Source organism: Pseudovibrio exalbescens DSM 16456 (assembly GCF_000422785.1).
Lineage (GTDB): Bacteria > Pseudomonadota > Alphaproteobacteria > Rhizobiales > Stappiaceae > Pseudovibrio > Pseudovibrio exalbescens.
This window is the reverse complement of the sequence record NZ_KE383919.1, coordinates 252,748-279,478: the sequence shown is the minus strand read 5'-3', so window position 1 is coordinate 279,478 and position 26,731 is coordinate 252,748. Positions and strand designations below refer to the sequence as shown.

The 26,731-nt window shown below is 54.5% G+C and carries 26 protein-coding genes; 10 read left to right on the top strand and 16 right to left on the bottom strand.

Features of this window, described 5'->3' with window-relative positions; translation table 11 throughout:
- Positions 1 to 105 precede the first annotated feature (105 nt).
- Positions 106 to 984, bottom strand: coding sequence for a LysR family transcriptional regulator (locus tag G512_RS0118190; protein WP_028482939.1), 879 nt, complete (start codon positions 982 to 984; stop codon positions 106 to 108).
- 155 nt (positions 985 to 1,139) lie between these two features.
- Between G512_RS0118190 and G512_RS0118185 the strand changes: the two genes are divergently transcribed.
- Positions 1,140 to 2,636, top strand: a complete 1,497-nt coding sequence (locus tag G512_RS0118185) for a CoA-acylating methylmalonate-semialdehyde dehydrogenase (protein WP_028482938.1) — start codon at positions 1,140 to 1,142, stop codon at positions 2,634 to 2,636.
- A 64-nt stretch (positions 2,637 to 2,700) separates the two neighbouring features.
- Here the strand turns inward: G512_RS0118185 and G512_RS21785 are convergent, their stop codons facing one another.
- From G512_RS21785 to G512_RS0118155, 6 genes are all read right to left on the bottom strand, one after another.
- Positions 2,701 to 3,468: an IclR family transcriptional regulator gene (locus G512_RS21785; protein WP_051269609.1), complete on the bottom strand. Its 768-nt coding sequence runs from the start codon at positions 3,466 to 3,468 to the stop codon at positions 2,701 to 2,703.
- 444 nt (positions 3,469 to 3,912) lie between these two features.
- Positions 3,913 to 5,034 (bottom strand): saccharopine dehydrogenase family protein, encoded by a 1,122-nt coding sequence (locus G512_RS0118175; RefSeq protein WP_028482937.1) that lies wholly within the window; start codon positions 5,032 to 5,034, stop codon positions 3,913 to 3,915.
- A 182-nt stretch (positions 5,035 to 5,216) separates the two neighbouring features.
- Positions 5,217 to 5,696: an Lrp/AsnC family transcriptional regulator gene (locus G512_RS0118170; RefSeq protein ID WP_028482936.1), complete on the bottom strand. Its 480-nt coding sequence runs from the start codon at positions 5,694 to 5,696 to the stop codon at positions 5,217 to 5,219.
- Positions 5,697 to 5,795: 99 nt separating this feature from the next.
- A complete protein-coding gene (gene choV / locus G512_RS0118165; RefSeq protein WP_028482935.1) occupies positions 5,796 to 6,854 on the bottom strand; it encodes a choline ABC transporter ATP-binding protein in 1,059 nt (352 codons plus the stop codon).
- 1 nt (position 6,855) lies between these two features.
- The gene (gene choW, locus G512_RS0118160) at positions 6,856 to 7,704 is read right to left on the bottom strand and encodes a choline ABC transporter permease subunit (RefSeq protein ID WP_028482934.1); all 849 of its coding nucleotides are present in this window, start codon (positions 7,702 to 7,704) and stop codon (positions 6,856 to 6,858) included.
- Between the two features lie 100 nt (positions 7,705 to 7,804).
- On the bottom strand, positions 7,805 to 8,761 hold the full coding sequence (locus tag G512_RS0118155) for a choline ABC transporter substrate-binding protein (protein ID WP_028482933.1): 957 nt from the start codon (positions 8,759 to 8,761) through the stop codon (positions 7,805 to 7,807).
- Positions 8,762 to 9,037: 276 nt separating this feature from the next.
- Here G512_RS0118155 and betI point away from each other — a divergent pair, with 276 nt between their 5' ends.
- The 5 genes from betI to G512_RS0118125 all read left to right on the top strand — a co-directional run bounded on the left by betI (position 9,038) and on the right by G512_RS0118125 (position 14,982).
- Positions 9,038 to 9,631, top strand: coding sequence for a transcriptional regulator BetI (betI, locus tag G512_RS0118150; RefSeq protein ID WP_028482932.1), 594 nt, complete (start codon positions 9,038 to 9,040; stop codon positions 9,629 to 9,631).
- A 31-nt stretch (positions 9,632 to 9,662) separates the two neighbouring features.
- The gene (gene betA, locus G512_RS0118145) at positions 9,663 to 11,315 is read left to right on the top strand and encodes a choline dehydrogenase (RefSeq protein WP_028482931.1); all 1,653 of its coding nucleotides are present in this window, start codon (positions 9,663 to 9,665) and stop codon (positions 11,313 to 11,315) included.
- 41 nt (positions 11,316 to 11,356) lie between these two features.
- The gene (gene betB / locus G512_RS0118140; protein WP_028482930.1) at positions 11,357 to 12,820 is read left to right on the top strand and encodes a betaine-aldehyde dehydrogenase; all 1,464 of its coding nucleotides are present in this window, start codon (positions 11,357 to 11,359) and stop codon (positions 12,818 to 12,820) included.
- 238 nt (positions 12,821 to 13,058) lie between these two features.
- Positions 13,059 to 14,108, top strand: coding sequence for a tRNA dihydrouridine(20/20a) synthase DusA (dusA, locus tag G512_RS21780; RefSeq protein ID WP_051269607.1), 1,050 nt, complete (start codon positions 13,059 to 13,061; stop codon positions 14,106 to 14,108).
- A 52-nt stretch (positions 14,109 to 14,160) separates the two neighbouring features.
- Complete coding sequence (locus G512_RS0118125; protein WP_028482929.1) at positions 14,161 to 14,982, top strand: sulfite exporter TauE/SafE family protein; 822 nt, start codon at positions 14,161 to 14,163, stop codon at positions 14,980 to 14,982.
- A gap of 9 nt (positions 14,983 to 14,991) precedes the next feature.
- Here G512_RS0118125 and G512_RS0118120 read toward each other — a convergent pair whose 3' ends face one another.
- The 4 genes from G512_RS0118120 to G512_RS0118105 all read right to left on the bottom strand — a co-directional run bounded on the left by G512_RS0118120 (position 14,992) and on the right by G512_RS0118105 (position 18,061).
- Positions 14,992 to 15,693 (bottom strand): retropepsin-like aspartic protease family protein, encoded by a 702-nt coding sequence (locus G512_RS0118120; RefSeq protein WP_028482928.1) that lies wholly within the window; start codon positions 15,691 to 15,693, stop codon positions 14,992 to 14,994.
- The gene (locus tag G512_RS21775; protein WP_036490076.1) at positions 15,687 to 15,890 is read right to left on the bottom strand and encodes a DUF1289 domain-containing protein; all 204 of its coding nucleotides are present in this window, start codon (positions 15,888 to 15,890) and stop codon (positions 15,687 to 15,689) included. Before G512_RS21775 ends, G512_RS0118120 begins: the two co-directional genes overlap by 7 nt.
- 23 nt (positions 15,891 to 15,913) lie before the next feature.
- Entirely contained in the window at positions 15,914 to 17,116 is a 1,203-nt protein-coding gene (locus G512_RS21770; RefSeq protein ID WP_073833345.1) for an alpha/beta hydrolase, read from the bottom strand.
- A gap of 126 nt (positions 17,117 to 17,242) precedes the next feature.
- Positions 17,243 to 18,061 (bottom strand): adenosylcobinamide-GDP ribazoletransferase, encoded by an 819-nt coding sequence (locus G512_RS0118105; protein ID WP_036490075.1) that lies wholly within the window; start codon positions 18,059 to 18,061, stop codon positions 17,243 to 17,245.
- A 152-nt stretch (positions 18,062 to 18,213) separates the two neighbouring features.
- On the opposite strand from G512_RS0118105, the gene cobT reads away from it, so the two are divergent.
- Positions 18,214 to 19,236, top strand: coding sequence for a nicotinate-nucleotide--dimethylbenzimidazole phosphoribosyltransferase (gene cobT, locus G512_RS0118095; RefSeq protein WP_028482926.1), 1,023 nt, complete (start codon positions 18,214 to 18,216; stop codon positions 19,234 to 19,236).
- A gap of 32 nt (positions 19,237 to 19,268) precedes the next feature.
- Here cobT and G512_RS23105 read toward each other — a convergent pair whose 3' ends face one another.
- The gene (locus tag G512_RS23105) at positions 19,269 to 20,807 is read right to left on the bottom strand and encodes an ATP-binding protein (protein ID WP_208975063.1); all 1,539 of its coding nucleotides are present in this window, start codon (positions 20,805 to 20,807) and stop codon (positions 19,269 to 19,271) included.
- Between the two features lie 202 nt (positions 20,808 to 21,009).
- On the opposite strand from G512_RS23105, the gene G512_RS0118085 reads away from it, so the two are divergent.
- The 3 genes from G512_RS0118085 to G512_RS0118075 all read left to right on the top strand — a co-directional run bounded on the left by G512_RS0118085 (position 21,010) and on the right by G512_RS0118075 (position 23,049).
- Complete coding sequence (locus G512_RS0118085) at positions 21,010 to 21,621, top strand: glutathione S-transferase family protein (protein ID WP_028482925.1); 612 nt, start codon at positions 21,010 to 21,012, stop codon at positions 21,619 to 21,621.
- 7 nt (positions 21,622 to 21,628) lie between these two features.
- A complete protein-coding gene (locus G512_RS0118080) occupies positions 21,629 to 22,273 on the top strand; it encodes a uracil-DNA glycosylase family protein (protein WP_051269602.1) in 645 nt (214 codons plus the stop codon).
- A gap of 287 nt (positions 22,274 to 22,560) precedes the next feature.
- On the top strand, positions 22,561 to 23,049 hold the full coding sequence (locus G512_RS0118075) for an Lrp/AsnC family transcriptional regulator (protein WP_208975077.1): 489 nt from the start codon (positions 22,561 to 22,563) through the stop codon (positions 23,047 to 23,049).
- Positions 23,050 to 23,099: 50 nt separating this feature from the next.
- On the opposite strand, the gene G512_RS0118070 is transcribed toward G512_RS0118075, so the two are convergent.
- The 4 genes from G512_RS0118070 to G512_RS0118055 form a co-directional block, all read right to left on the bottom strand.
- On the bottom strand, positions 23,100 to 23,996 hold the full coding sequence (locus G512_RS0118070) for an NAD(P)-dependent oxidoreductase (RefSeq protein ID WP_265596924.1): 897 nt from the start codon (positions 23,994 to 23,996) through the stop codon (positions 23,100 to 23,102).
- Positions 23,997 to 24,137: 141 nt separating this feature from the next.
- A complete protein-coding gene (locus G512_RS0118065) occupies positions 24,138 to 25,055 on the bottom strand; it encodes an ABC transporter permease (RefSeq protein ID WP_036490074.1) in 918 nt (305 codons plus the stop codon).
- Complete coding sequence (locus G512_RS0118060) at positions 25,052 to 25,762, bottom strand: ABC transporter permease (RefSeq protein ID WP_028482920.1); 711 nt, start codon at positions 25,760 to 25,762, stop codon at positions 25,052 to 25,054. The genes G512_RS0118065 and G512_RS0118060 overlap by 4 nt, the downstream gene beginning before the upstream one ends.
- Positions 25,763 to 25,847: 85 nt before the next feature.
- Positions 25,848 to 26,624, bottom strand: a complete 777-nt coding sequence (locus tag G512_RS0118055; protein WP_028482919.1) for an ABC transporter substrate-binding protein — start codon at positions 26,622 to 26,624, stop codon at positions 25,848 to 25,850.
- Positions 26,625 to 26,731 lie beyond the last annotated feature (107 nt).

The following is a 26,731-nucleotide window of genomic DNA, read 5'->3' as shown; positions in this document are numbered from 1 at the left end:
GCGCTGTTGGAACCAAAGATAAAGCAGCGGTCGCAGATTGAAAGTGAACACACAGTTCCTGAAAACGTGAACAATATAGCGATCTGAGGCCAATTGTTTATGTTTTTAGAAGAGCGCGCGGTGTTCTTGAACTTCTGCCACAATGAAATCACTCACCACTTTGATACGGCGCAGATTGCGTATGCTTTCATGCGTAAGCAACCAATAGCTGCGTTCGATCCTGTAATCCGGTAGCAAGGGTTTCAGGCTCGGATCTTGATTGGCGATGAAGGCGTGAAGGACCCCGATGCCGCCACCTGCACGTACTGCTTCGGTTTGAGCCAGAGCGCTGGCAAACTCCAGCGTCGAGCGCCAGTCCTTTGTGATCTCGCCGGTATAGTTGAGAGAGGATGTAAGGATCATGTCCTCCACATAACCGATCAGTCGATGATCCTTCAGGTCGCCGGGCGCAAGCGGCATGCCGTGCTGGGTCAAATAAGCCTCAGTGGCATAAAGCTGCAAGGAATAGTCCACGAGTTTGCGGGTAACAAGCCGACCGTGGCTTGGACGCCCAACGTTGATCGCAATGTCGGCTTCCCGTTTGGACAGGGAAAAGCTGCGGTGCAACGGTACCAACTGTAGCGTCAGCTCTGGATATTTCTGGCTGAGATATCTCAGACGAGGGGCCAGAAAGTTCACGCCGAATCCGTCAGGGGCGGCAATGCGAACTGTGCCTGCCACCTCTACATCGGTGCCTCCGATGGTGGTTTGCGCCTCTTGCATTTGCGCTTCCATCGCTTCGGCATACTCAAAAAAACGCTCGCCCTCTGCTGTCAAAGTGCAGCCCGTTGTGGAGCGCTCCAGCAACTTGGCCTTCAATGCCTCCTCCAGCGCTGAGACGCGGCGCGCCACAGTTGCATGGTTCAGGCCCAAACGCTGGGCAGCGGCGAGAATTTGTCCGTTGCGCGCGACACTCAGGAATACGCGTGTGTCATCCCAGTTCATCAGTGCGGTTGATCCTGTCAGCTACTTTAAAATATGCACAGCGGTTTCGTTTTATATCACGTTGAATTGCGGAGAATATAGTTCATTCTGATCATACGTAGAGTTTGGTAAGCTGGTGCTCAAAGTATTCAGCCTGAAGGGAACGGGAGGTAACCATGGAACTTGGGCATTTCGTCAATGGAGAGCGTGTGGCCGGAAAGTCGGGGCGCACAGGCAACATTTTCAATCCGGCAACGGGCGAGGTAATCGGTCAGGTGGCGCTGGCCAGTGCTGGTGAATTGCAAGAAGCGGTGGCCGTTGCGGAGAAAGCGCAGGTGGGCTGGGGGGCAACCAATCCTCAGCGCAGGGCGCGGGTTTTGATGCGTTTTGTCGACCTGCTGCACCGGGACATGGATAAACTCGCCGAAACGCTGTCAAAAGAACACGGCAAGACCTTGCCGGATGCGAAGGGGGATGTGATCCGCGGTCTTGAGGTTGCCGAGTTTTGTATCGGTGCGCCGCATCTTTTGAAAGGCGAGTTCACTGAGGGAGCGGGACCGGGGATCGACATGTACTCCATGCGTCAGCCGCTGGGTGTGGTCGCCGGCATTACGCCGTTCAACTTTCCGGCCATGATCCCGATGTGGAAGTTCTGCACGGCGATTTCTGCCGGAAATGCCTTCATACTCAAGCCGTCTGAACGAAACCCGACGGTGCCAATCATGCTGGCCGAGTTGATGATGGAGGCCGGATTGCCTGCAGGGGTATTGAATGTTGTAAACGGCGACAAGGAAGTCGTCGATGCCATTCTGGATGATCCGGTCATTCAAGCCGTAGGCTTTGTCGGCTCAACGCCCATCGCCGAATATGTGTATACCCGTGGCTGCGCTGCTGGAAAGCGCGTGCAGTGCTTTGGGGGAGCCAAGAACCATATGATCATCATGCCGGATGCGGATATGGATCAGGCGGTGGATGCGTTGGTCGGCGCCGGATATGGGGCTGCCGGTGAGCGTTGTATGGCCGTATCCGTGGCTGTCCCTGTTGGAGATGAGACCGCAGATCGCCTGGTTGAAAAACTGGCTCCGCGTGTGGAGGCGCTCAAGATCGGGCCCTATACAGCTGGTGATGATGTGGACTTCGGACCGGTCATTACGCCTGAGGCACTCACACGCATCAAGGGACTCGTCACAAGCGGTGTTGAGCAGGGTGCCAAGCTGGTTGTCGACGGACGTGACTTCAAGCTGCAAGGCTACGAAAACGGTAACTTCATGGGCGGATGCTTGTTCGATCATGTAACCAAGGACATGGACATCTACACCCAGGAGATTTTTGGGCCTGTTCTGTCCGTTGTGCGGGCAAAGACCTACGATCAGGCCATCGATCTGCCAATGAGTCATGAATACGGAAACGGCACAGCCATCTTCACCCGCGATGGTGACACGGCCCGTGATTTTACCAGCCGTATCAACGTAGGTATGGTGGGCGTGAATGTGCCCATTCCAGTGCCACTTGCCTATCACACTTTCGGTGGTTGGAAACGGTCTGGCTTTGGCGATCTCAATCAGCATGGGCCTGATGGTTTCAAGTTCTATACCCGCACCAAGACGGTAACGGCTCGCTGGCCGTCAGGTCTCAAGGACGGGGCAGATTTCTCCATTCCAACAATGAAGTAAATAGGTTATGGAAAGGCCGGGCCTCAAACGGCCCGGCTACTTTATAAGTAGTCCCTTGATGACCTTAGCGAGTAAAGCGCATGGTTTGTGACAGGTCCCTTGCAGCTGCCGGGATGGCGTCTTTCCATGCATTGAGGGCAGCCTCATCAGTTCGATGTTTGGGGCCACTGATACCAATTGCGGCAATGACCTTTCCGCCACCGTTGATCACGGGCGCTGCAATACAAACCAGACCGCTCTCCGCTTCCTCATTATCGATTGCCCAATAGGTCCGACGAATTTCCTTTAGCTCCTGCCTCAAGTCGGCCGCGGTGCAAAGGGTATTTTCTGTTAACCGGGTGTACGGCGCTTTTTCCAAATAGGCCTCCTGCATCTCGTCATCGGAAAATGCGAGGATGGCCTTACCCAAGGCCGTGCAATAGAGAGGTGCTTTGTGTCCGGCCTGCGCGGCCACGCGGATCGAGTACGGCGATTCGATCTGGTCCATGTAAAGCACGCTCTGTTCGGTAAGAATGCCGAGGTGAACGCTTTCCTTGAACTCGGCTGAAAGACGTTCCAGCGTGGGTCTGATGACAGCACCGAGCGAGAAGCTTTCCTCGTAGATCTTTCCCAATTCAAACAGTTTGATGCCGAGCGAATAGCGGGTCGTATCCGGATCCTGCATGATGAGACCATGGACTTGCATGGTCGCAAGAATTCCGTGAAGGGTACTCTTTTTTAGGTCAAGCGCCTGGCAAATATCCATGAGACGCGCATTGTTGCCATTCTCTGCAATGTAGTTGAGAATGTGAACGGCGCGATCGATTGATTGATTTGTCTTTTTCTGTTCCACGGTGCTGCGGTCTCATCTTATTAATAAAATAGAATTCAGCTGCTGTGTGCTCTACGTGCGTTCAGTGTTTGCAATGACGTCAAGCTGAAGTCGCCCCCACGACATGAGTGTGTAGCGGAAAGTATGAGATGTGCTTCTGGACTGTCAAATAAAACAGAAAAAGCAACAACTTCTACCGAAACTCAGTGAACATGAAGGTCAATTGGACAAGGAAATTGGGGGCTGGGGATCCGTGACGGACGCGTTGAGAGACAAGCGCTCGGAGTGACGCAGGCTAAAGGACAAAGCCGTGCTCATGAGGACAGACCTGCAACCGAAAAGCCGCAGTGCTCCCATGAGCCCCTTGATCAAGGCAAGAAGCCTCTGCCGCCTACACCAGCTTGCCTATGTATAGCCGGGGCCAAAACCCCGGCCTCCATCGCATGGTAAAAAGAGCGTTTTGCTTTATTCGGCGGCAAGAAGATTTGTGTTGTTGTTATCATCCAGCCGGGTATCACCTTGATATAGACGCCCGAACCGGTTGGACAGAAACGCATCAAGGGGGATTTGCTCTTGCTTGATAAAGCCGCGTTGAGGCAATACCCCATTGCGAACAAGATCAAGGCTGGCGCATACGCCCGCAGATGTCGTGATCTGAATCGCGCTCCAAAGGGTTCCATTGATCTGCGCCGCATGGATCTTGTTGAGATAGGACCTTTCTTCATGGCGACCTGCGATTTCCCCGGTCGCTGTGATGAACACCATCACGAAATCCTGCCGAGTAGTAGCGAGTGCGGTTTCCATGACGTCCTTTAGAAGATCTCGCCGCTGTTTGAGGCCAAGATCCTCCAGCAGCATGGCAATTATATCGCGGTGACCGGGATAGCGGATGCTCAAGTAGCGCAGCGACTGTACCTTACCGCTCAGGGTTTCGTGCAAGGAGCCCAGGCCGCCTGAAGTGTTGAAGGCTTCAAATTCTGCCCCTTCAAGCGAAAAGGTCTCCAGCCCTTCCAGGGGCGCGACTTCCACTGGTTTGCCGTCCTCAATGGCGAGGCAAGGGTTGCAGTACTCATTGATCAATCCCTCGGTTGACCAGGTGAGGTTATATTTCAACCGATTGGTGGGATAACGGGGCAGTGCGCCAACGCGAAGACGCAGGTTGTCAAGCTTGTCGAATTGCTGCGCCAGATCATGGGCTGCGATGGAGACAAACCCTGGTGCCAGTCCGCACTGCGGGGCAAATACGGTTTCACTTTCAGCAGCAAGGCGATGAACGGCTTGCGTTGAGGCGACATCTTCAGTCAGATCGAAATAGTGAGTGCGTGCCTTCTTGGCCGCCTCAGCAATGACGGGTGTCAGAAAAAACGGCGCTGCTGAGATCACGGCGTCCAGAGGTTCCAGTGCTTTGGTCAGCGTGGTTTCGTCACTCACGTCCAGACACTGAGTCTCGGCGTTTCCAACTCGATCAAGAGCAGCTTGATCCCGGTCGAGAATGATCACCGAATAGTCGTCGGTTTGTGCCAGAAGATCCGCAAGCGCAACGCCAATCTTGCCTGCCCCGATTATTCCGATTTTCCATGTCGTCATATGAGCCCTCCACTCCAATGCCTATTGCAACAGTGTACGTGGGAGTGCTTACGATTTTGAGAGCGCAAACTGACGGATTAACGGTGATATCCGTCAATATAACTCATATTTCGTCAATATAACGAATAATGGCCCACGCTACGATGGCGTGTGAGTGGGGCACCCGAATCCATAGCAAGAGATTACAGCACGGGGCTCAACGGATTGGTCGATGTGATCGGTTTTTGCCGTTCAAACTTCTTGGAGAGGACAATGGATGAGCGGGAGCGCAATACACCGGGAATTTCGGCGATCTCATCCAGAATGTCATCAAGTTCTTCAAGGCGGCTAGGCTCGACTATGAGAAACAGGTCAAACTCACCAGAAATAGTATAGCACACCCGTATTTCCGGATAGGATTCCAACTGTTTGACCAGGGTCTTGGATTGCTGCTGCGCTACAGAGAGCATGACAACCGCTTGAACCTGCTGTCCTGCGTGAACATCACCCAAAATGGCGGTATAGCCAGAAATGACGCCTGTGCGTTCCAGTCGGGTTATGCGTTCCTGTACAGTGGAGCGGGCAACATTCAGCCGGCGCGAAATGGCAGATACCGGTTCGCGAGCATTGGCTTGAAGGATGGATATGAGTTTACGGTCGAGGTCGTCTTTTAGGTCGGGCATCAGCGATCAGTCCTTTTCCGGCAATATAACCGAGATGCCGTGATTTTGTCAGAGGTCTGCTGACAACTCTGACAAAATCACACAGGAAACTGAAACCCGTTAAGAGGACCCGAGACTGTTGAGGATGTCGTCTTCCGTGATCGTGCCGATGACACGTCCTTTCTCGACAACACTCAGGTGGCCCGTAGCCGCCTTCTTGACCTCAATGACCTCGCGCAAGGAGAGGGTTGCATCCACTTGTCGAGCAGATTTGGCAGCCTGTTCGTCCGGTCCGGCATCCGCTATCGCAGTCATGATGTCCTTCGCGCGAAGGACGTGCAGCGGGTTCATGTGAGAAACGAAGTTTGCCACATATTGATCTGCGGGCTTGGTTACGATCTCTTGTGGTGTGCCGATCTGTACCACATGCCCACCTTCCATGATGGCGATCCGGTTACCAAGCTTGGCAGCCTCATCCAGATCGTGACTCACGAAAACGATGGTTTTGTTGAGCTGTTGTTGCAGCTCCAACAGTTCGTCCTGCAGGTGGGCGCGGATAAGGGGATCAAGCGCTGAAAATGGCTCGTCCATCAACAAAATGGGAGCATCCGTTGCAAAGGCCCGGGCCAGTCCCACTCGTTGCTGCATGCCGCCTGATAGCTCATGCACATACTTGTCAGCGTACTCCTTGAGACCGACAAGCTCCAACTGTCTGTCGACCAGTTCCCGCCGGCGTGCCCCTGATATACCGGAAAGCTCCAGCCCAAAGCCAATGTTGCTGCGCACAGTGCGCCATGGCAAAAGCCCAAACTGCTGGAAAACCATGGCTACGCTCTGTCGGCGCAACTTGCGCAGCTCTTGCTGGCTGCAGGTTGCCGGATTGATGTACTCAGTGCCGTTGGAAACCTGTACCGCGCCGCGGCTGATCGGATTGAGCCCGTTGATCGCACGCAGGAGCGTGGATTTACCCGAACCCGACAGGCCCATCAAAACCAGTAGTTCGCCTTGTTGAATGTCAAAGCTTGCATCAGCCACGCCAACCAACTGACCAGTTTGCTTGAGTATTTCCTCACGCGACAGTTTTTGGTCGACAAGATCGAGCGCTTTGTCAGGATGATTGCCAAATACAATGGAGACGTTCTCAAAGGAGATCGCAGTTGTTTCGTTGTGATCTCTCATTTTACTTGTCCGCCTCCATTGTTTGGTTTGTTCTGAAGAAACGATCCAGAATGATGGCAACCAGTACAATTGCAGTACCGACTTCAAAGCCCTTGGCGATGTTGACGGTGTTAAGTGCCCGCAAGGTCGGTACGCCCAAGCCGTCTGCGCCAACAAGAGCCGCAATGACAACCATTGAGAGGGACAGCATGATGGTTTGCGTCAGGCCGGCCATGATGCTTGGCGTGGCGTAGGGCAGCTCGATCTTGAACAGCTTTTGCCAATAGGTGGCGCCGAACGCTTCTCCAGCTTCCAATAAATGTTTTGGCGTGGAGGCGACGCCGAGCTGGGTCAAGCGAATGGGAGCAGGCAAGGCAAATACAACGGTCGAGATCAAGCCAGGCACAACACCAAGGCCAAACAGGATCAGCGCCGGAATAAGATAAACAAAGGTCGGGATGGTCTGCATCAGGTCCAACACCGGCCGAACCCACTCAAAAAAGCGCGGGTGATGGGCGCTGTAAACACCAATGGGAACGCCAATAAGCATACAGATAAAGGCGGAGCAGAGCACCAAAGCCAGTGTTTCTGTCGTTTCTGCCCAATACCCCTGATTGATGATCAGGAGAAGGCTAAGTGTGACGAACAGGGTGAAGCCAATCGTACGGCGCACGGCATAGGCCAGCGCGGCAGCAATGGCGACGATGACAAGTGGATGTGGTGTGGTCAATGCCCATAGAACAGCATCAATCATGGCTTCAATGCCAATGGCGATGCCATCAAATACGGCTGTGGCATTATCGGTAAGCCAGTCCACGGCCCATTTGGCCCACGTGCCAATGGGAAGTTTGTGGTCGGTCAGCCAGTCCACGCGAATACCTCGATTCTAGACTTTGTTTTTGAGCTCAAAGAGCTGTGCTTTGGCGGGGGCAAGGAAATCGCCCCCGCGCGAAAAGCCGATGTGCAACGGCTTACTCAGAAAAAGCGTTTTTAGCGACAACGAGACCGTCTTCACCGTCGAAGGTGGTCACGCCGTCCAGCCACGCATCCAGCGCTTCCGGGTTGGCTTCAAGCCACTCACGTGCCGCTGTTTTGGGTTCGGTGCCATCATTCAAGATGGCGTTCATCAGTTCATTCTCCATTTCGAGAGAGAACTTCAACTGGGTCAGGAACTTGCCAACGTTGGCGCATTCTTCGGTGTAACCGGCACGCACGTTGGTGCGAACGTCGGCACCGCCATAATTCGGGCCAAAGTAGTCGTCGCCACCGGAAAGATACTCAAGTTCGAAATTGCTGTTCATTGGGTGCGGCGCCCAGCCGAGGAACACAATGGGCTTTTCACGGCGCACGGCGCGGGCGACCTGCGACAGCATGCCGGCTTCCGAGGATTCAACCAGTTCGAAGCCTTCCAGATCGAAGGCGTTGCTCTCGATCATGTTCAGGATCAAGCGGTTGCCGTCGTTACCCGCTTCAATGCCAAAGATTTCGCCGTCCAGCTCATCTTTGAACTTGGCGATGTCGCCGAAAGACTGCAGGCCAGCATCGTAGGTATACTTGGGTACCGCGAGCGTATACTTGGCACCAGTCAGATTGGTTGCGATGGTTTCAACCGTACCAGCTTCGCTATATGCGGCGATATCGGCTTCCATGGTTGGCATCCAGTTGCCTAGGAATACGTCGAGGTCATTGTTGGCCAGAGAGGCGTAAGTCACTGGAACAGAAAGAACTTTTACTTCTGGCTCGTAACCCAGAGCTTCAAGCACGACGGAGGCTGTGGCAGTGGTGGCGGTAATGTCCGTCCAACCTACATCAGAAAACCGGACCGTCTTGCAGGTGTCCGGTTCTTGTGCAGTCGCGATGCCGGCGCTAAGTAGTAGTGCCAATGTAGAGCCTAGGGTGACAAGTTTTGTTGTCCCAGTAAAAGGCATGTAAATCCCCTTTATTCAAGTTTTCAATTCCGAGATGCTGCATTCTACAAGAAAGAATTGATCTTTTTTATGTATGCATCCGGTCAATTGATATGCGTTCTGTGATCGCCCCCTAAGCTATTAGGCGGTGTCTCAATTGATATCAAGGGGAAACCCTGTCAAAAAAATACGCTTAATCCGAAATCAATACTTTTCAATCGCTCCAAGGTACTCTAAAAGAGGGAAAATATTGATTGAGTGTTCAATTAATTTTCTTGTGGGTAAGGGGAATTTGGTATGAAGCGGGCACAAACGATCGAGGAAAGAAAGTCATCGATAATCGATGCGACGATCTTCGTCATCCATGACCGCGGTTATTCCGAGGCTACAATGGCCCAGATCGCCAAACGGGCGGGTGTCTCGACAGGCCTGCCGCATCACTATTTCGGCTCAAAGGCGTTGTTGCTGAATGCGACAATGGTCAAGCTTTTGAAGGACCTTTCGGTGCAGACACGAGCGCAGATGAAAGGCCTTTCGCACCCGGAAGAGCGGGTCAAGGCGATCGTTGCGGCCAGTTTCAGCCAGGAGCAGTTTCGACCGGAAGTGATTTCAGCGTGGCTGGCGTTTTACGTGCAGGCGCGCACGGAACAAGCAACCCGGCGATTGCTGCGCATCTACCACAGCCGATTGATCTCGAACCTTGTCCATGAGTTCAGCGGTCTGGCTCCCCGTCCGGAAGCGATACGAAGTGCCCGCTCCACGGCTGCCTTGATTGATGGGCTCTGGCTGCAAATGGCGTTGGCAGGCGACAATCCCAGTCCCTCACAAGCCATGGAAATCGCGCTCCATCACGTGGACCTCACCGTCAAAGCCGAAAAGGCGCTGGTGTGACACTGAACGCTTGCTAGAAGAAGAAAGAAAAATGACACCTGATTTTATCATAGTCGGGGCTGGTTCTGCTGGCTGTGCATTGGCGAACCGCCTCTCGGAAGATCCGAAAAACCGTGTTGTGCTTCTGGAAAGAGGAGGGACCGATGCTGGTCCTTTCATTCAGATGCCAGCCGCCTTGTCCTATCCCATGAACATGTCGATCTATGATTGGGGCTACAAATCCGAACCCGAACCCAACCTGGATGGACGGCAGGTTGTAACCCCGCGCGGTAAGGTGATGGGGGGCTCTTCCTCGATCAACGGCATGGTGTATGTACGTGGTCACGCACGTGATTTTGATACTTGGGCGCAAATGGGCGCACGTGGCTGGTCCTATGCTGATGTGTTGCCGTATTACCAGCGCATGGAAAACGCTCATGCCGGTGATGAGGGATGGCGTGGCCGAAACGGCCCTGTGCATGTAAGCCGCGGTGAGCGGTGGAGCCCGCTTTTTGATGCTTTTATCAAGGCAGGCGCGCAGGCTGGATATGAGACGACCGAGGACTACAACGGGTACAAGCAGGAAGGTTTCGGCGAGATGGAAATGACCGTTTACAACGGTCGTCGCTGGTCTGCTGCCAACGCCTATCTCAAGCCCGCCAAAAATCGGGAAAACCTGACGGTTATTTCCGGTGCCCTGACACAGCGCATCTTGTTTGAAGGCAAACGTGCGGTGGGCATCGAGTACCTGAAAGGTGGAGAGCTCAAGCAGATCCGTTGTTCGCGTGAAGTGATCGTTTCCGCATCTTCCATCAACTCTCCGCAATTGTTGATGGTGTCAGGCATTGGTGATGCAGAACATCTGGCTGAAATGGGCATTGAGCCACTTGTCGACCGAAAGGGAGTGGGGCAGAATCTTCAGGACCATCTGGAACTCTATATCCAGCAGGCCTGTACCAAACCCATCACCTTGTACAAATACTGGAACCTGTTTTCCAAGGCACTGATTGGCGCTCAATGGCTGTTCACCAAGACCGGCAAGGGCGCGTCCAACCATTTTGAAACCTGTGCCTTCATCAGGTCGCGAGCCGGGATTGAGTATCCGGATATCCAGTTCCATTTTCTGCCGTTTGCAGTGCGCTATGATGGAAAGGCCGCTGCCGAAGGTCATGGCTTCCAGGCGCATGTGGGGCCCATGCGTTCCAAGAGCCGCGGTGCGGTTACCCTGCGCTCCGGCAATCCGCTGGATCCTCCAAAAGTGTTGTTCAACTACATGAGCCATCCGGATGATTGGGATGAGTTCCGGCAGTGTATTCGTCTCACGCGGGAAATTTTCGCGCAGGAAGCGTTTGCCCCGTTCCGTGGCAAGGAGATCCAACCGGGTGCTCATGTCCAGAGCGATGATGAACTGGATGCTTTCATTCGTGAACATGCCGAGAGTGCCTATCATCCATGTGGTACGTGTCGGATGGGTTCGCCAGATGATCCCTTGGCCGTTGTGGATCCGGAATGCCGTGTGATTGGTGTTGAAGGGTTGCGGGTTGCAGACAGCTCCATCTTTCCCCAGATCACCAACGGCAACCTGAATGCACCTTCCATGATGGTCGGCGAAAAGGCAGCGGATCACATTCTGGGCAAGGAGCGTCTTGCTCCGGTGAACGATGAGCCGTGGATCAATCCCAACTGGAAAACGCAGCAACGCTAACGCAAGGGACACACACCATGACAAACTCGAAAGCAGAACACATGAGCGTTCAGCCAGCTGGTTCGCATTTCATTCACGGCGCCTACGTGGAAGACGCCGCTGGTGCGGCTATCCTGTCGCTCAACCCTGCAACTCAGCAGGAGATCGCCCGCGTTCATTCCGCCACACCAGAACTTTTTGAAAAAGCGGTTGAAAGCGCGCGCAAGGGGTTCGCGCAGTGGAAAAAAACCAGCCCGAGCGAGCGAGCCGAAGTGTTGCGCAAGGCCGCCCAGATCATGCGCGAGCGGAATCATGAGTTGTCGGTGCTCGAAACGCTCGATACCGGCAAACCTCTTCAGGAAACGTTGGTGGCGGACGCAGCCTCGGGGGCAGAAGCTCTTGCCTATTTTGCCAGCATTGCGGCAACGGCCAATGGCGAGCACATTAATCTGGGGGCGTCCTTTGCCATGACAAAGCGAGAGCCTCTTGGCATCTGTTTGGGGATCGGCGCATGGAACTACCCCATTCAGATTGCGTGCTGGAAAGCCGCGCCCGCACTGGCTGCAGGCAATGCGATGATTTTCAAACCCTCGGAGGTTACTGTTCTGACGGCGTTGAAGCTGGCGGAAATCCTCAAGGAAGCGGGCTTGCCCGATGGCGTGTTTAACGTTGTGCAGGGCGACAGGGACGCAGCTGCGCGGATGGTGACCCATCCAGCCATCGACAAGGTGTCGCTGACCGGGTCTGTACCTACAGGCCGTGTGATTGCCCAGAATGCCAGCGCGTCTTTGAAGCATATGAGCCTTGAACTCGGCGGCAAATCACCGATTGTCATTTTTGAAGATGCTGAAATCGACAATGCCGTGGCCGCAGCCATGAACGGCAACTTCTATTCGTCGGGCCAGATATGTTCAAATGGAACCCGCGTTTTTGTTCACTCCAGCATTCTGGACAGGTTTTTGGACCGCCTTGTCGCCCGCACAAAGGGTATCAAGATGGGAGACCCGCTGGACGAAGCGACACAAATGGGACCGCTTGTTTCCCGCATGCAGTATGACAAGACGCTCGACTACATCCGTATAGGACAGGAAGAAGGCGCAACGCTTTACTATGGCGGCAACACGCCTGAAGTGGCCGAGTGTCCCAATGGACTGTTTGTTGAACCCACGATTTTCACGGACGTAAAGGACACAATGCGCATTGCGCGGGAAGAGATTTTTGGCCCGGTCATGTCTGTGCTGTCTTTTGACGGGGAGGATGAGGTCATCGCCCGTGCCAATGACACGGAGTTTGGCTTGGCTGCCGGTGTCTTTACCAGCGATCTCAAGCGTGCCTATCGGGTCATCGATCAGATCCAGGCGGGTACGTGCTGGATCAACAACTACAACTTGACCCCACTGGAAATGCCTTTTGGTGGTTTCAAGCAATCTGGTATCGGTCGCGAAAATGGTCATTGGGCGCTGGATCAGTATTCGCAGGTCAAAAGCATCTATGTGGAAATGGGAGATGTGGAAGCGGGCTGGTAACAAACGCTTGGCCCACACCCTGAACAAACGGCGCGGCAGATCTTCTGCCGCGCCGTTTTCGGATCAGGTTTTTGTTGTGCTCGGCACACTCTCGATTTAGAAGAAGCATCTGACGCGAGGCCCGTTTTGGGGACAGCCAGACTGTCGCCCAATAAAGAAAGCCAGCACAAACAATCACCGGAAATGATAGGCGGAGCTCAGCGGTGGCTGATGGCTGAACCTGTCCCATAGGCTGCGTATGACGGATACCACGACGCTTTACGATATCAACACGCCCGTTTTCTCGGTCGCGCCCATGCTGGATTGGACGGATCGGCATTGCCGGTCCTACCATCGCATCTTGTCGCGCCGGACGTTGCTTTATACCGAAATGATTACAACGGGGGCGCTCATTCACGGGGATCGCGCTCGTCATCTGAACTTCAACGCAGGTGAACACCCGGTTGCGTGCCAATTGGGTGGATCAGACCCTGACGCGCTGGCAGATGCGGCACGGATGGTTGAGGACTGGGGCTATGATGAGGTCAATCTCAACGTGGGGTGTCCCTCGGATCGAGTGCAAAACGGCCGCTTTGGTGCGTGTCTCATGCTGGAACCTCAGTTGGTTGGCGAGTGTATCGCGGCCATGAAGAACGCGGTTTCCATTCCAGTGACCACGAAATGTCGGATTGGGGTGGACGAACAGGATCCCGAAGAGGCACTGGACGCCTTGGTTTCGGCTGTTCTCAAAGCGGGCACGGATGCAATCTGGGTCCACGCCAGAAAGGCGTGGCTACAAGGACTAAGCCCAAAAGAAAACCGAGATGTGCCGCCGTTGGATTATGAACTGGTCTACCGGCTCAAGCAGCGGCACCCAAAGGTGTTCATCGGCATTAACGGCGGTGTTGCAACACTCTCTGAAACGCAGGAGCATCTGCGTCACGTCAACGGCGTGATGATGGGCCGGGCAGCTTATCACTCGCCCATGCAGCTTGCCGGGGTCGATCGTTTGATCTTTGGTGATCCGAAAGACGATATTGATGCGCGTGAAGCAGTTGAGGCATTTATTCCATACATCGAGTCGGAGTTGGCCGAAGGGACAAAGCTGTCCCAGATTACCCGTCATATGCTGGGAACCTATCAAGGCGTGCCGGGTGCGCGCCATTTCCGGCGTATCATGACGACAGAAGCGGTGAAACCGGGGGCTGGTATCGAGGTGGTACATCAGGCTCTGGCTGCCGTTCACGGTTCGGTTTCGGGCGGTTTCGGCGCTGATGAGCCTGAAGCTGCGGGAGCGCCGACTCTTTAAGATCACAAGTGGGCCAGGGCAAGCTGCTCTACAGACGGGGAAAGATTGGGTCATGGTACATTTTTCGGGTGAGCTGCTGCCGTTGGTGGCCGCGCTGGTTGCTGCGGGCGGTGTGGCTGGTTTCATGGCCGGTCTTTTTGGTATCGGTGGCGGAGCCATTCTTGTGCCTGTTTTGTTGTCAGTCCTCATTCCGGCCGGTGTGGATCCGTCCATTGCCATGCATGTGTCTGTGGCAACATCGCTGGGTGTGATTGTCCCTACATCGTTGCGCTCGTTTTTTGCACATCGGGCGCGTGGCGCCGTCGACCATCAATTGCTTACCAGTTGGGCGCTTGCTGTTCCTGCCGGTGTCATGCTGGCGTCTTGGGTTGCTTCATGGATTTCGGGCGATGGCTTGAAGCTCGTGTTCATGGGCATAGCCTTCATGGTGGCCATGCGCATGCTCTTCAATCGCGAGAGCTGGCGCCTAGGTGATGACATTCCCGGCAATCCGCTGCGCACACTCATCGGTGTTTGCATCGGGTTTTTCAGCACGCTTATGGGAATTGGGGGTGGTGTCATGACCAATACCTTCATGACACTGTTCAATCGGTCTATCCATCAAGCCGTGGCAACCTCCTCTGGGGTTGGCGTCTTGATTTCCATCCCCGGCGTCATCGGAATGATGATTGCGGGATGGGGCGATCCCGACTTGCCACCACTGTCGGTGGGCTATGTCAATCTGTTGGCTGTTCTCATCATCATTCCCCTGTCCATTGCGATGGCACCTGTAGGCGCAAAGGTGGCGCACTTCATGAAGCGCCGTCACCTGGAAATCGCCTTTGGGATCTTCCTGCTGGTGGTATGTGCCCGGTTTGCATACAGCCTGCTGTGATGCCGGGGGCTAGTGCGGGCGCGGTGTCAGGATCATTCGATCGCCTTCAACACGAATGCCGCTAAACCGATCCAGCGTGCTCATGCCCAACAGGCTGTCATTCAACATGCCGGCCTGAGCAACGAAGGCCCGCGCTTCATTCAGGGCAATGTCATTGATGCGAAGCTCCGAAATGCGCACGGGGGCAACATAGCCAATGCCATTGGCGGTCTCCACCGGAACACGGTAGCTCAACTGATCAACGGGAAAGCCGGCGCTACGCGCATCTTCTTGGGTCAAGGTGATGTGTGAGGCGCCTGTATCCACCAGAAAGGGCAGAGTGGTGCCATTGACCTGCGCATTCAACATAAACTGGCCATTGCCGGCACGAGCGATGGCAATCTCTCCGCCTGCCATGGAAACAGCATGGCCGGGAACGAGTTCTGCCAGAATGCGATCCTTGATCACCGAAAACTCGTGACGGTACGCATAAAGCGCTACCAGAAGCAGAGCCAACCCACCCCAGAAAACAGTCGCCTTGAGTACCTCACCACCGGCAGGTCGCCGGGCCAGTAGTCCAGCGCTGACAAGAAGCAGCACACTCAAGAGCGCCACCATTTGGGGGCCGATCTGTTGCAACTCGGATGAATGGAAATCCGGTCCCATCAAATAACCGGAAACCACACCCACAGCCATGGCGCCCAGCAATAAAAACAGCCCAATCCTTACCATGACTGCCCTGTGTCCTCCGTGTTCGCGTCGTTTTTGCGGCGCCGCTCCACGGCGGCCATGGTGCGCCGTTTTTCCTCATCGTTCATGACAGACCATGTGGCGATTTCGTCCAGAGTGCGCAAGCAACCCGTGCACAGGTTCGATTGTGGGTCGATCTGACAAATCTTGATGCAGGGACTGGCAACCGAGGTTTCCATGCGAGCCTGTCTTTCTGATGTGGTTAGTTGGCGTTGGCCGGGACAACCGCACGTGTTTGCCCGGCGCGTGCAATGGAACGAGGCACGGTGATGACGACGCTCGCCGCATTGCCGATAAAACTCCCAAGATCCCGACCGGCGGCACCAATCGACTGTGCAAATCCGGTTTCGCGATCCTCATCTCTGTCGATTTGTTGCGAAACTGCGCTTGCTACCTGCGGGATTTGCGTTGCCAAATCCGCAAACTTGTTATGATTGGCAGCATCGCTGGCTTCGATATTCGTCAGGTCCAAGACGATCACACCAAGTTCCGCCAGTTGTTCATTGTCCGCGTAAGATCCGACCCGCCCGCGCCCACCGGCAATCGTTCCCGAAATACCGAGAGCCCGATCGTCTTGTGAGGTAAGGACCACAAACGGATTGTTGGGCTGCTTCAATATTTCCATATGGTGTTGGAAGACATCCACGTCCACATCCGGGGCGGCCAATACGACCGTCACGTCTGGATCATTGATGATGCTGTTGCCGGATAACTCCATCTGGCGCAGGGTTTCCAGCAAGGCCCAGTTGCCAAGTGAATGGGCCATGATGACAATTTGATCTGGATTCTCGGCAGCAACATCGACCAGCAGGCGCTCCAGCGCATTGCGGGCAATCGTAGCGCTGTTGGTGTCGTAAATGTAGCCGGTCACGTCTCCGATGGAGGCCCAGGTGAACAGGATCGGCACGCCCTGATAACCTGAGTCGTGTGTAAATTGGGCAAAGCGGAAAACAGCTTCCGCGAACAGCGTGTTGTAGCCGTGAATGAAAATCATCACATTTCGTTGGCCCTTGGGCTCCGCCGCAAGTTTACTGCTCAGATCCTTCCGAAAGGCAGCGTTTCCGTCAATGAAGTCAGCCGATCGTACTACGAACTGTGTTTGCGGATCTCCCGGCGGTGGATTGGGAAGTGTTACGCGGCCCGGTTTGTGGCTTGGCGGGATCGAGACGGTGGCTTGGGCGTAATCTGTTTGACCGTTTCGTTGTACCCCAAACAGAGTGTTTGGTTCCTTGGATCGGGTCCGTGTCGTTGCGATCAACATGCTGACTTCTTGAGCGCCCTCCGCCGGGGTCAGAGCCACTTCCATGGCTCCTGTTCTTGGCCGCGCTGTGCACCCGGCAACGAGCATGACCAACACAACCGTCAAAACGGGCCTAATGCGGATCTGATCCAGTAGGTGCCTCACAAGGTTGCCTTTCCCATCATCATCCCGAATTGTTGAGGGACTGAATGCTTGCGTCACCCCGGATTTGTCGCGGGATGGTCTCTCCTCCACAGCATCTACATGATTCTGCGATAGTGCTATGAAAGCTCACAGAAGAAACAGTCCGAAAAGAAATGCAAGGCTTGCAATTTGCTGGAGGGCTCCAAGCACATCGCCGCTCATGCCGCCGATTTTGCGGCGGGCCAGAAGTACCAGACCATAAGCCATTGCTGCGGAGACCAGACCCGCAATCATACCGGAAAGGGGCGCTACAACTAACGTCGTGACAAGCGTAAGAAAGAGAGCGCTTAAAACGGCCCAAATCGCGGCCTCCCAATCTGGTAACCCGAAGCGTTGCCCCAGCCCGCCCGGGTTGGCAGAGGGTTGGCTGTTCCATGCTATGACCATGAAGCACCGGGCCAATGCCTCCGAAGTGATATAGAGCACGGCAGCCACAAACGCTCCGAACGCATCCAATGCTTGTGCGAGCAGTGCGATGCGCAGGAGAACGGTCAACATCATGCCCAGTGCGCCAAAAGTGCCGATGCGACTGTCATGCATGATGAGGAGACGCTTTTCTCGGGTGTGGCCGCCAAAAAAACCATCAAACACATCCGTCAGGCCATCTTCATGCAGACAACCGGTCAGAATCGCCGTCAGCGCAACACAAGAAGTTGCCACGACCAAGTCAGGCAGATCCGTTGCTGAAAACAACAACAGCACGCAGGCGGCAGGTAGAGAAATCAACAGCCCCGCCAGCGGGATGGCGCGGGCCGTGCGCCGAAAATCGGGTGGTTGATCAATCACATCATCAGGCCCTAAAGCTGGTATCGGTATCCGTGAGAAGAAACGAATACACGTAGCGATATCAACGGGTAAGGACTGTTCTCTAGGTTCGGAATGGTCCGGTTGACTGAAAGTCGGCATTCAAATGGCCTTCGCGCATCTATTGACAGGCATTGCTGCGGTGCACATGTGCCGCGCATCAGAGATTGTAAATCACCCGCGCTTGCTTATAGAACAACGTCAGCAAACAAGCAAAACCGCATAGAAAACCGCTCTGGAGAATATCGATGTCCATGTCTACTTCCGCCCTGCCATTTGATGACTTTCGTGCCCTGGTGGAGACGATGCCGGGACCGGACATGGAGGCCGTTGCAGCAGTGCGTCAGCGCGAAACTCAATTGACGAAACCGGCGGGCTCACTTGGGCGTCTTGAGGATCTCGTTGAATGGCTTGCCGCGTGGCAGGGGCAGCCGAAACCGCGGGTCAGTCGTCCATTGGTCGCGGTTTTTGCCGGCAATCATGGTGTTGCCAAGCGCGGCGTTTCTGCATTTCCCATTGAAGTGACCGAGCAGATGGTCTCCAACTTTGCGGCAGGTGGGGCGGCCATCAATCAGCTTTGTATTGCTTACGATCTCGGTCTCAAGGTGTTTGAATTGGCCTTGGAAATTCCCACAGCCGATATTTCGGTAGAAGATGCCTTTGAAGAAGCGGACTGTGCCGCAACCATGGCCTTTGGAATGGAAGCCTTGTCTGGCGGCAGCGACCTTGTGTGCCTCGGAGAGATGGGCATTGGCAATACCACGGTTGCAGCAGCCATTTTTCACGCCCTGTTCGGCGGTTCGGCGCGAGATTGGGTAGGGCCTGGCACCGGTGTGGAAGGTGATGCCCTTGAACTCAAGGTCAAGGTCGTTGAAGAAGCTGTTGAGCGGTGCGGCGGACCGGAAAAGCTTGAGCCTTTTGAAGTTTTGCGTCGCCTCGGTGGGCGAGAAATTGCAGCAATGACAGGTCTCATTCTCGCCGCACGCATGCAGCAGGTGCCGGTGGTCATTGATGGGTTTGTAACCAGTGCCGCTGCAGCGATCCTTTACAAAATGGATGAGCGCGCACTTGATCACTGCATTTTCGCCCATGTTTCGGCCGAACCAGCCCACCAGAAGGCCATCGATGCCATGAATGGCAAACCTCTTCTGGACCTTGGCATGCGACTCGGAGAAGGGACAGGCGCGGCCGTGGCAGCGGGTATCATCAAGGCAGCTGCAGCGACCCATTCCGGCATGGCGACTTTCGAAGACGCAGGGGTTCTGAACAAGGACTGATCGGCCTCGGGCCGACAGGGGCGGCGGGCGGTTCAGCCCGCCTTCAACATGCCATCAAATCGGCCGGACGCGGCACGGGGGGTTGACGTTGGATCGCGTCTCACCCGGCTGGGTGGGAACTCGATACGCACGACAGTACCGTTGTCAGGGCGTGAGGCCAGATCAAACGTGCCTCCATGCATCTGAGCAAGAGCCTGAACAATCGACAGGCCCAGGCCGGTTCCTTGTTCCGCGCTCTGTATGGCCTGTGTGCCCTGTCCGAAAGCCTGAAGCACGGTCGGAATTTCCTCCTCGGGTATCCCGGGGCCGTTGTCCCGTATCGTCACATGCTGGCCACCCGTTTCCGTTGATCCCACGGTCAGGGAAATCATGCCGCCTTTTGGGGTAAACTTCACGGCATTGGCCATCAGATTCAAAACCATCTGACGAACCGCGCGTTCATCTGCTAGCAGCTGTGGTAAGTCGTTTTCGTAATGCTCGGTCACAGTGAGAGCCTTGTCCTGAATGCGGACATGCATCATGCCCTTGCACCGCGCGACAACCTCGTCAAGCAGAACGGCTTCTTCATTCAGCTCATAGCGTCCCGCTTCAATGCGGGACAAATCCAGTATTTCATTGATGAGGTTCAGGAGGTGCTCCCCGGAACTGTGAATGTCTTTGGCGTAGTCCAGATACGCCGTATTTTTCATTGGTCCGAAAACCTCATCTTTCATGACCTCCGAAAATCCAAGGATAGCATTTAATGGGGTTCGGAGCTCGTGACTCATCGTGGCGAGAAAGCGGGATTTGGCCAGATTTGCATCTTCTGCCCGCCGCCGGCTCTCAAGGGCCAATGCATTCACTTGTTCCATCTCCGCAATAAGATCATCTTTTTCAGCCCGTGTTGACATGATGAGAAGAGAGGAACGAAAGAGCTGCTGTGACAGGATGGCAAAGAATCCTTGAGCGCCAATGGCCATGGCGCCCATGGCAAAGTGCATGGAACTGCCATAATGCAGGAAGCAGACCACAAGAGTGGCCGTGATCGGCAGCGTGGCCGCAAAAAGGGCCATGGGTACCGCAAAAGACAACATGGTGCTCATGGCAATGACGACCAGCACGATGGCGAACTGAAAGACATCAAGGCCGGGTAATGGCACTGGCTGCAAGCTGAGCAGCAAATAACTCGCCCAGATCACGCCGTATATAGTGTCGCCCAAAATCAACTGCGTTTTGATCGACGGAAGTTTATTACGCCGAACCAGTTTGGGTTCCAGGCGCCGGGTACGCCAGTAGATGACCAGATGTGCGCACAACGACAGAAACAACCAGCCGGATATCCAGATCAAAGGCAACCAAAGCAGTGAGATGGCAGCAACAGTAGTCATGAACAGGGGCAGGGCATAGGCTGCGCTAAGCCGGTTCTTGACAAAAAGGAACACAAGTTCGGCATCAAAGCTGCGATGACATGAGGAAGGCGCCGGCGCACCGTCTCTCAACCGCAGAGAGCGGGCAAAGCGCCGCCGCCGGGCCGATCTTTCATCATCAAACCCCTTTGTTCCAAAAATACTTTGCTTGTTTACCTTGCTCATTGCTCAATGGCCTGTTTTTTAAATAGACTGACCGGATACTTCCCTATTTGGCCACCATGAACACTTTTTCTTAATAATGCTCTGAATACTATGGTTAATAATATGTTAATCGGGAATTTTGCTATTTAAACTACTGGCTTGTATTGGCACAAATGCGCTGTAACATCTACGGTATTCGCGTTAAGAGTGTGGGAGGTGGACTATGAAATTATTTCTATCAGAGCGCGCACCCAATCCGGTCCGTGTCGAAATCTTTTTGCGTGAGAAAGGGGTTAAGGTTAACACTGAGACCATCGACATAATGAAGGAGGAGGCCAAGGCAGATGCCTTTGTGCAGATGAATCCGATGAAGCGTGTGCCTGTCCTTTTATTGGACAACGGGACGGTCATCTCGGAGTCTGTCGCGATTTGTCGATATTTTGAGGTTCTGAATCCGGAACCCGCATTGATGGGGCGGACGGCAGAAGAACAAGCTGTCATTGAGATGTGGAACCGGCGCGCGGAACTGAACCTTTTTTTGCCGATCACCCATGTTTTCCGTCATGCCCATCCCGCCATGGCGCATCTTGAAGTTCCCCAGATCGAGGCGTGGTCTGAGGCTAATCGTCCGAAGGTGGATGAGGCGATGGCGATCTTTGATGAACAACTGACTACCCATGACTATGTGGCCGGCGACACGTTTACAATTGCAGACATTACCGCTTATGTAGCAATCAACTTCTGCAAACCGGCCAGGATCGAGGTGCCTGAGCGATTTATCCATTTGAATCGGTGGGCAGAGCGCTTGCGTGAAAGGCCAAGCATCAAGGGATAGGTGGACGGTGTCTCAGCGGCAGGCGATTGCCGAATTGCATGGAAAGATTGTTGGGTGCCGTGTGTGTGTAGAGGCGCCTCGAGGTAAGCCGTTGCCGCATGAGCCGCGACCAGTCGCCGTGCTTTCTGCCACCGCGCGCATCTGCGTCAGTGGGCAAGCGCCCGGTACCAGAGTTCATGCCTCCGGGCGCCCCTTCACGGACCCGTCGGGCGATCGACTCCGGGATTGGATGGGCATTGGCGAAGACGTGTTTTACGATGCAAGGCGTCTGTCTATTGTCCCGATGGGTTTTTGTTTTCCGGGGCTTGATGCAAAGGGGGGTGACAAGCCGCCCAGACCGGAGTGCCGCCGAACATGGCATGACACCGTATTTGCGCACATGCCACAGGTGGAGACGGTGTTGGCTGTGGGAGCGTATGCGCATGCCTATCATCTGGGAGAATTGGCTCATTCTCGATTGCGCGAAACAGTAGCTGATTACCAGCGGATCTGGGATATGACCTGCGAGCGCCGCCGCGAAGGGCAGGGGCCTGCTGTTATTCCATTGCCGCATCCATCGTGGCGCAATAACGCCTGGCTGAACAAAAATCCTTGGTTTGCCAACGATGTGCTGCCTCTGGTGAAAAAGGAGGTCGCCCGGCTTGTGGCCTGAGCGACCTCAGTTCCGACGCATTAGCGGCACGGGCCATGGGAATGCCGAGGTCGGTTTCACAGTCAGGGTGGGAACCTGAACTGCCAAATAGAAAGTGCTTCCACACTAAAGGCTTCTGGTTGAGTTGTTGAGAAACTGGAGCGCTGATTTCAGCTGGATATTAGAATGATGATCTATTATCTCTGCTGAATAGAAAAAATGGATCGTCGCACAGCGTGACCCAGTCGATATGATGCGTATTCAGAGTCAGCTGCTGCCAGCCAACAGGTATTCCGAGGCATTTCATGATCGATCGTATTGACCGCCGTATCCTTTCCATTCTGCAGGAAGACTGCACCGTGCCTGTTGCGGAAATCGGTCGACGTGTCGGCTTGTCAACGACGCCATGCTGGCGACGCATTCAGAAACTCGAAGAAGATGGCGTGATAACTGGCCGTGTGGCGCTTTTGGACCCCACCAAGGTCAACGCCAAGGTGACAGCTTTTGTTGCCATTACAACAAACCAGCATACCGATGATTGGCTGCGCAAGTTCGCGGACGTGATCAAGGAGTTTCCAGAGGTTGTGGAGTTTTATCGCATGGCGGGGCAGGTGGATTATCTGCTGCGTGTCGCTGTGCCGGACATCGATGCTTACGATGCGTTCTACAAGCGGTTGATCGCAAAGATTGATATCGCAGACGTGTCAACAACCTTCGCAATGGAACAGATCAAATACACGACCGAGTTGCCCCTTGCGTATGTGCCCAGCGAAAAGCCAAAGGTAACCGGCGCCTGATGGCAATTGAGAAGCCGGACCCCATGGATCCGGCTATCTGTGAAGGATGATCAGTTGTCGGCCTTTTTCATACGGGCCAGCAGGCTGGAAGTGTCCCAGCGCCCCCCGCCCATGGCCTGCACTTCAGCATAGAACTGATCAACCAACGCCGTAACCGGCAAGCGTGCGCCGATCTCGCCGGCGGTTTTCAGGCATATGTTCAGATCCTTGCGCATCCAGTCGACGGCAAATCCATGCTCGTAATGCCCATCGCGCATCGTTTCCCAGCGGTTTTCCATCTGCCACGATTGGGCAGCGCCGCCCGAAATGGCACCAATGACCTTCTCAAGATCAAGGCCAGCCTTTTCGGCAAAGTGGATACCTTCTGAAAGGCCCTGCAAGAGCCCGGCAATGCAGATCTGGTTCACCATCTTGGTTTGCTGTCCAGCGCCAGATGGTCCCATCAATCCGATCTTTTTGCCATAACAGTCCATAATCGGCTTGGCCGTATCGTAGGCTTCCTCATCTCCGCCCACCATGATCGTCAGAACGCCGTTTTCCGCACCAGCTTGCCCGCCAGAGACCGGGGCGTCCAGAAAACTGAAACCGCTTTCCTTGGCCACTGCAGCCAGTTCCTGAGCGACCTCTGACGAAGCGGTTGTATGATCAACGAACACGGCGGATTTTTTCATGCCGTGAAACGCCCCATCCGGCCCGGTGGTAACAGCTCTCAGATCATCGTCGTTTCCAACACAGCAAAAAACAACATCGCACCCTTCAGCCGCTTCGCGCGGCGTTTGGCGGAATGAGCCAGAATAGTGCTCGGCCCACTTTTCCGCTTTTGTGGTGGTCCGGTTGTAAACTGTTACCTCATGCTGGCCTTTTACGCGCAGATGTCCGGCCATGGGATATCCCATTACCCCAAGGCCTATGAATGCCACTTTCGCCATTTCACCCTCTGTAGTTATGGTTCTCGTGAGTCTGCGTCTGATAGTAGCGGTGATCAGATGAGGCGCAAATGGCAATTCGATGTATGACCGAGCGCGAAAAAGAAAGCCCTCGCACCAATGGATGCGAGGGCAAGCGATGTGTGTCTATCAAGTAGCCTGTCAGCGTTTGAGGTGGCGCGTCAGGCGGTTTTCCAACCGGTTCCAGATCCGGCGCAGCGTTTCCACCATGACAAGGTACATGATGGCGGCCCAGACATATGCTTGAAAGTCGTAGGTTCGAGAAAAAGCGCGCCGGGTTTCGCCCATCAGGTCAAGAATGGTGATGATGGAAACAATCGCCGACCCTTTGATCATCAGGATGATTTCATTGCCGTAAGGACGCAGGGATACAATAAGAGCCTGCGGTAGAATGATCTTCCAGAAAATCAACCAGCGCGGCAAGCCAACCGCATCTGCCGCTTCCCATTGCCCTTTGGGCACGTTTTCGATCGAGCCTCGCAAGATCTCTGTTTGATAGGCGGAGGTGTTGAAGGTGAATGCCAAGACCGCGCAGTTCCATGCATCTCGGAAGAACCACCAAAGACCGATGTCGCGCAGTTCGTCGGTAAATGAGCCCGCACCATAATAGATCAGGAATACCTGCGCCAACATGGGCGTGCCACGGAAGAAGTAGACATAGGCATAGGAAATGGCAGAGAACACTTTGATCTTGGACATGCGCATCGCCGTGAGGGGCAGCGACATCAGCGCGCCGATCAGCAGCGACAGACCAACCAGTTTCAAGGTGATAATGAAGCCATCAATCAGCTTCATACCATACCGTTCAAGAAAGCGTGGCTCTGCAGACAGATCTACCGAGGTGATCCAGGGGAAGCTGTCGGAATAATTCAGATTGAAGGAAACGTTGTTGCGCACCATCAGGAAGTAGATGATGCCGAACCCCGCCGCACACCACAGTGCCATCAGAAGGTGGCCTACAATCCGGCTCTTCGTCCAGCGACGCTTTGGTGGCGCCGGCTTTTCAATTGTCACTTCGGAAGGGGCGGACGCGGTCGTTTCAGCCGTGCTGTTGGTCATTTCTGCGCGTCTCCCTTCTTGGTCCATTTCTCAAGGCTGGAGATACCAAAGGAGGAAATGACGGCGAGCACCAGATAGATCAGGCAGGCGAGCGAAAAGAACAGGAACGGCTCCTTGGTTGTACGCGCCGCCATGTTTGAATACCGAATGATGTCGTTCATGCCGATAATGGAAACGAGGGAGGTGTCTTTTAGCAAAATCAGCCAGAGGTTTCCCAAGGCGGGCAGCGACAGGCGGATCAATTGCGGCAGAATGATCAGGCGCAGTGTTTGAAAGCGCGACAGGCCCAACGCATGAGCGCCTTCATATTGGCCCTGCGAGATGCCGCGAAACGCAGACAAAAAGGCTTCAGAGGCGTAAGACGAGAATACCAGCGACAACGCCACCATGCCCGCGACGAACGCGCTGACTTCGAAGTGGACGATGCCGACCATGCTCAATACCTGTTGGATCAGGATTTGGCCGCCGTAATAAACAAGGAACAATGTGAGCAGCTCAGGCAATCCGCGGAACAACGTCGTGTAAACGTCGGCTGCTGCTCGCAAGGAAGGTTCGCTGGATTTTTTTGCGAGCGCGAGGATCAGGCCGATAACAAGGCCCAAAGGCAAGCTGGCGAGCGCCAGTGTCACAGTGAGAACAACTCCCGTCGCAATCTGATCCCCCCAACCATCAGGACCGAACGAGAGCATCACCAGTATTTCGTTCATTTCTTAAGGTGTCCTTCTTGCACCTAAGCCAAGCGGCGGGGATCGGGTCCCCGCCGCTCATCAACTCGGCTGTATTCGCGCGGGCTTAGTCGCCGTAAACGTCGAAGTTGAAATACTTATCGTTGATTTCTTTGTACTTGCCGTTCGCGCGGATAGCTTTGATTGCTTCGGAGAACATGGCGGCCAAGTCTTCATCGCCCTTGCGAACACCAATGCCGGCACCTTCCCCATGGATCCGTGGGACGGACTTTAGGGTGCCAAGGATCTTACAGCAAGAACCTTCTTCAGATTCAATCCACTGCGACAGCACCATCACGTCGTCCACGACCGCATCAACACGACCGCTTTCCAGGTCAAGCTTGTACTCTTCAGCAGTCGGATAGAGCCTAACGTCCGACTCTGTAAAGAACTCTTCTGCATATACCGAGTGGGTTGTGGATGACTGAGCACCAATCGAGATGTCCTTCAAGTCTTCCATTGTGATGCCGGTCAGCTCGGAATCCTTCGGCACGGCGATGGCTGGAGGGGTGTTGTAGTACTTTTCAGAGAAGCTGATCTGCTCTTGACGCTCGGGCGTGATCGACATGGATGCAAGAATGGTGTCGTATTTGCCAGCGACCAGACCGGGAATGATGCCGTCCCAATCCTGAGTCACCCATTCACACTCAATCTTCAACTCTTCGCAAAGTGCGTTGCCGATCTCGATGTCAAACCCGACCAGTTTGCCATCGGCGGTCGTATAGTTGAATGGAGGATAGGCTCCCTCGGTACCCATACGCACCTTGGTCCATTCCTTGGCATGTGCTCCTCCGATGGTCGCGACGGCCAGAGCCGCTACGGCAGCAAAACGCAAAAAACGCATCTTTATTCCCCTGATGTTTATCGTTGAGGGTTCGTGTGGAGTTGCTCCCCTCGTTACCCGATTACCAGTTCACATCAATTCGGCCTGCCAATCAAGCTTATTGACGG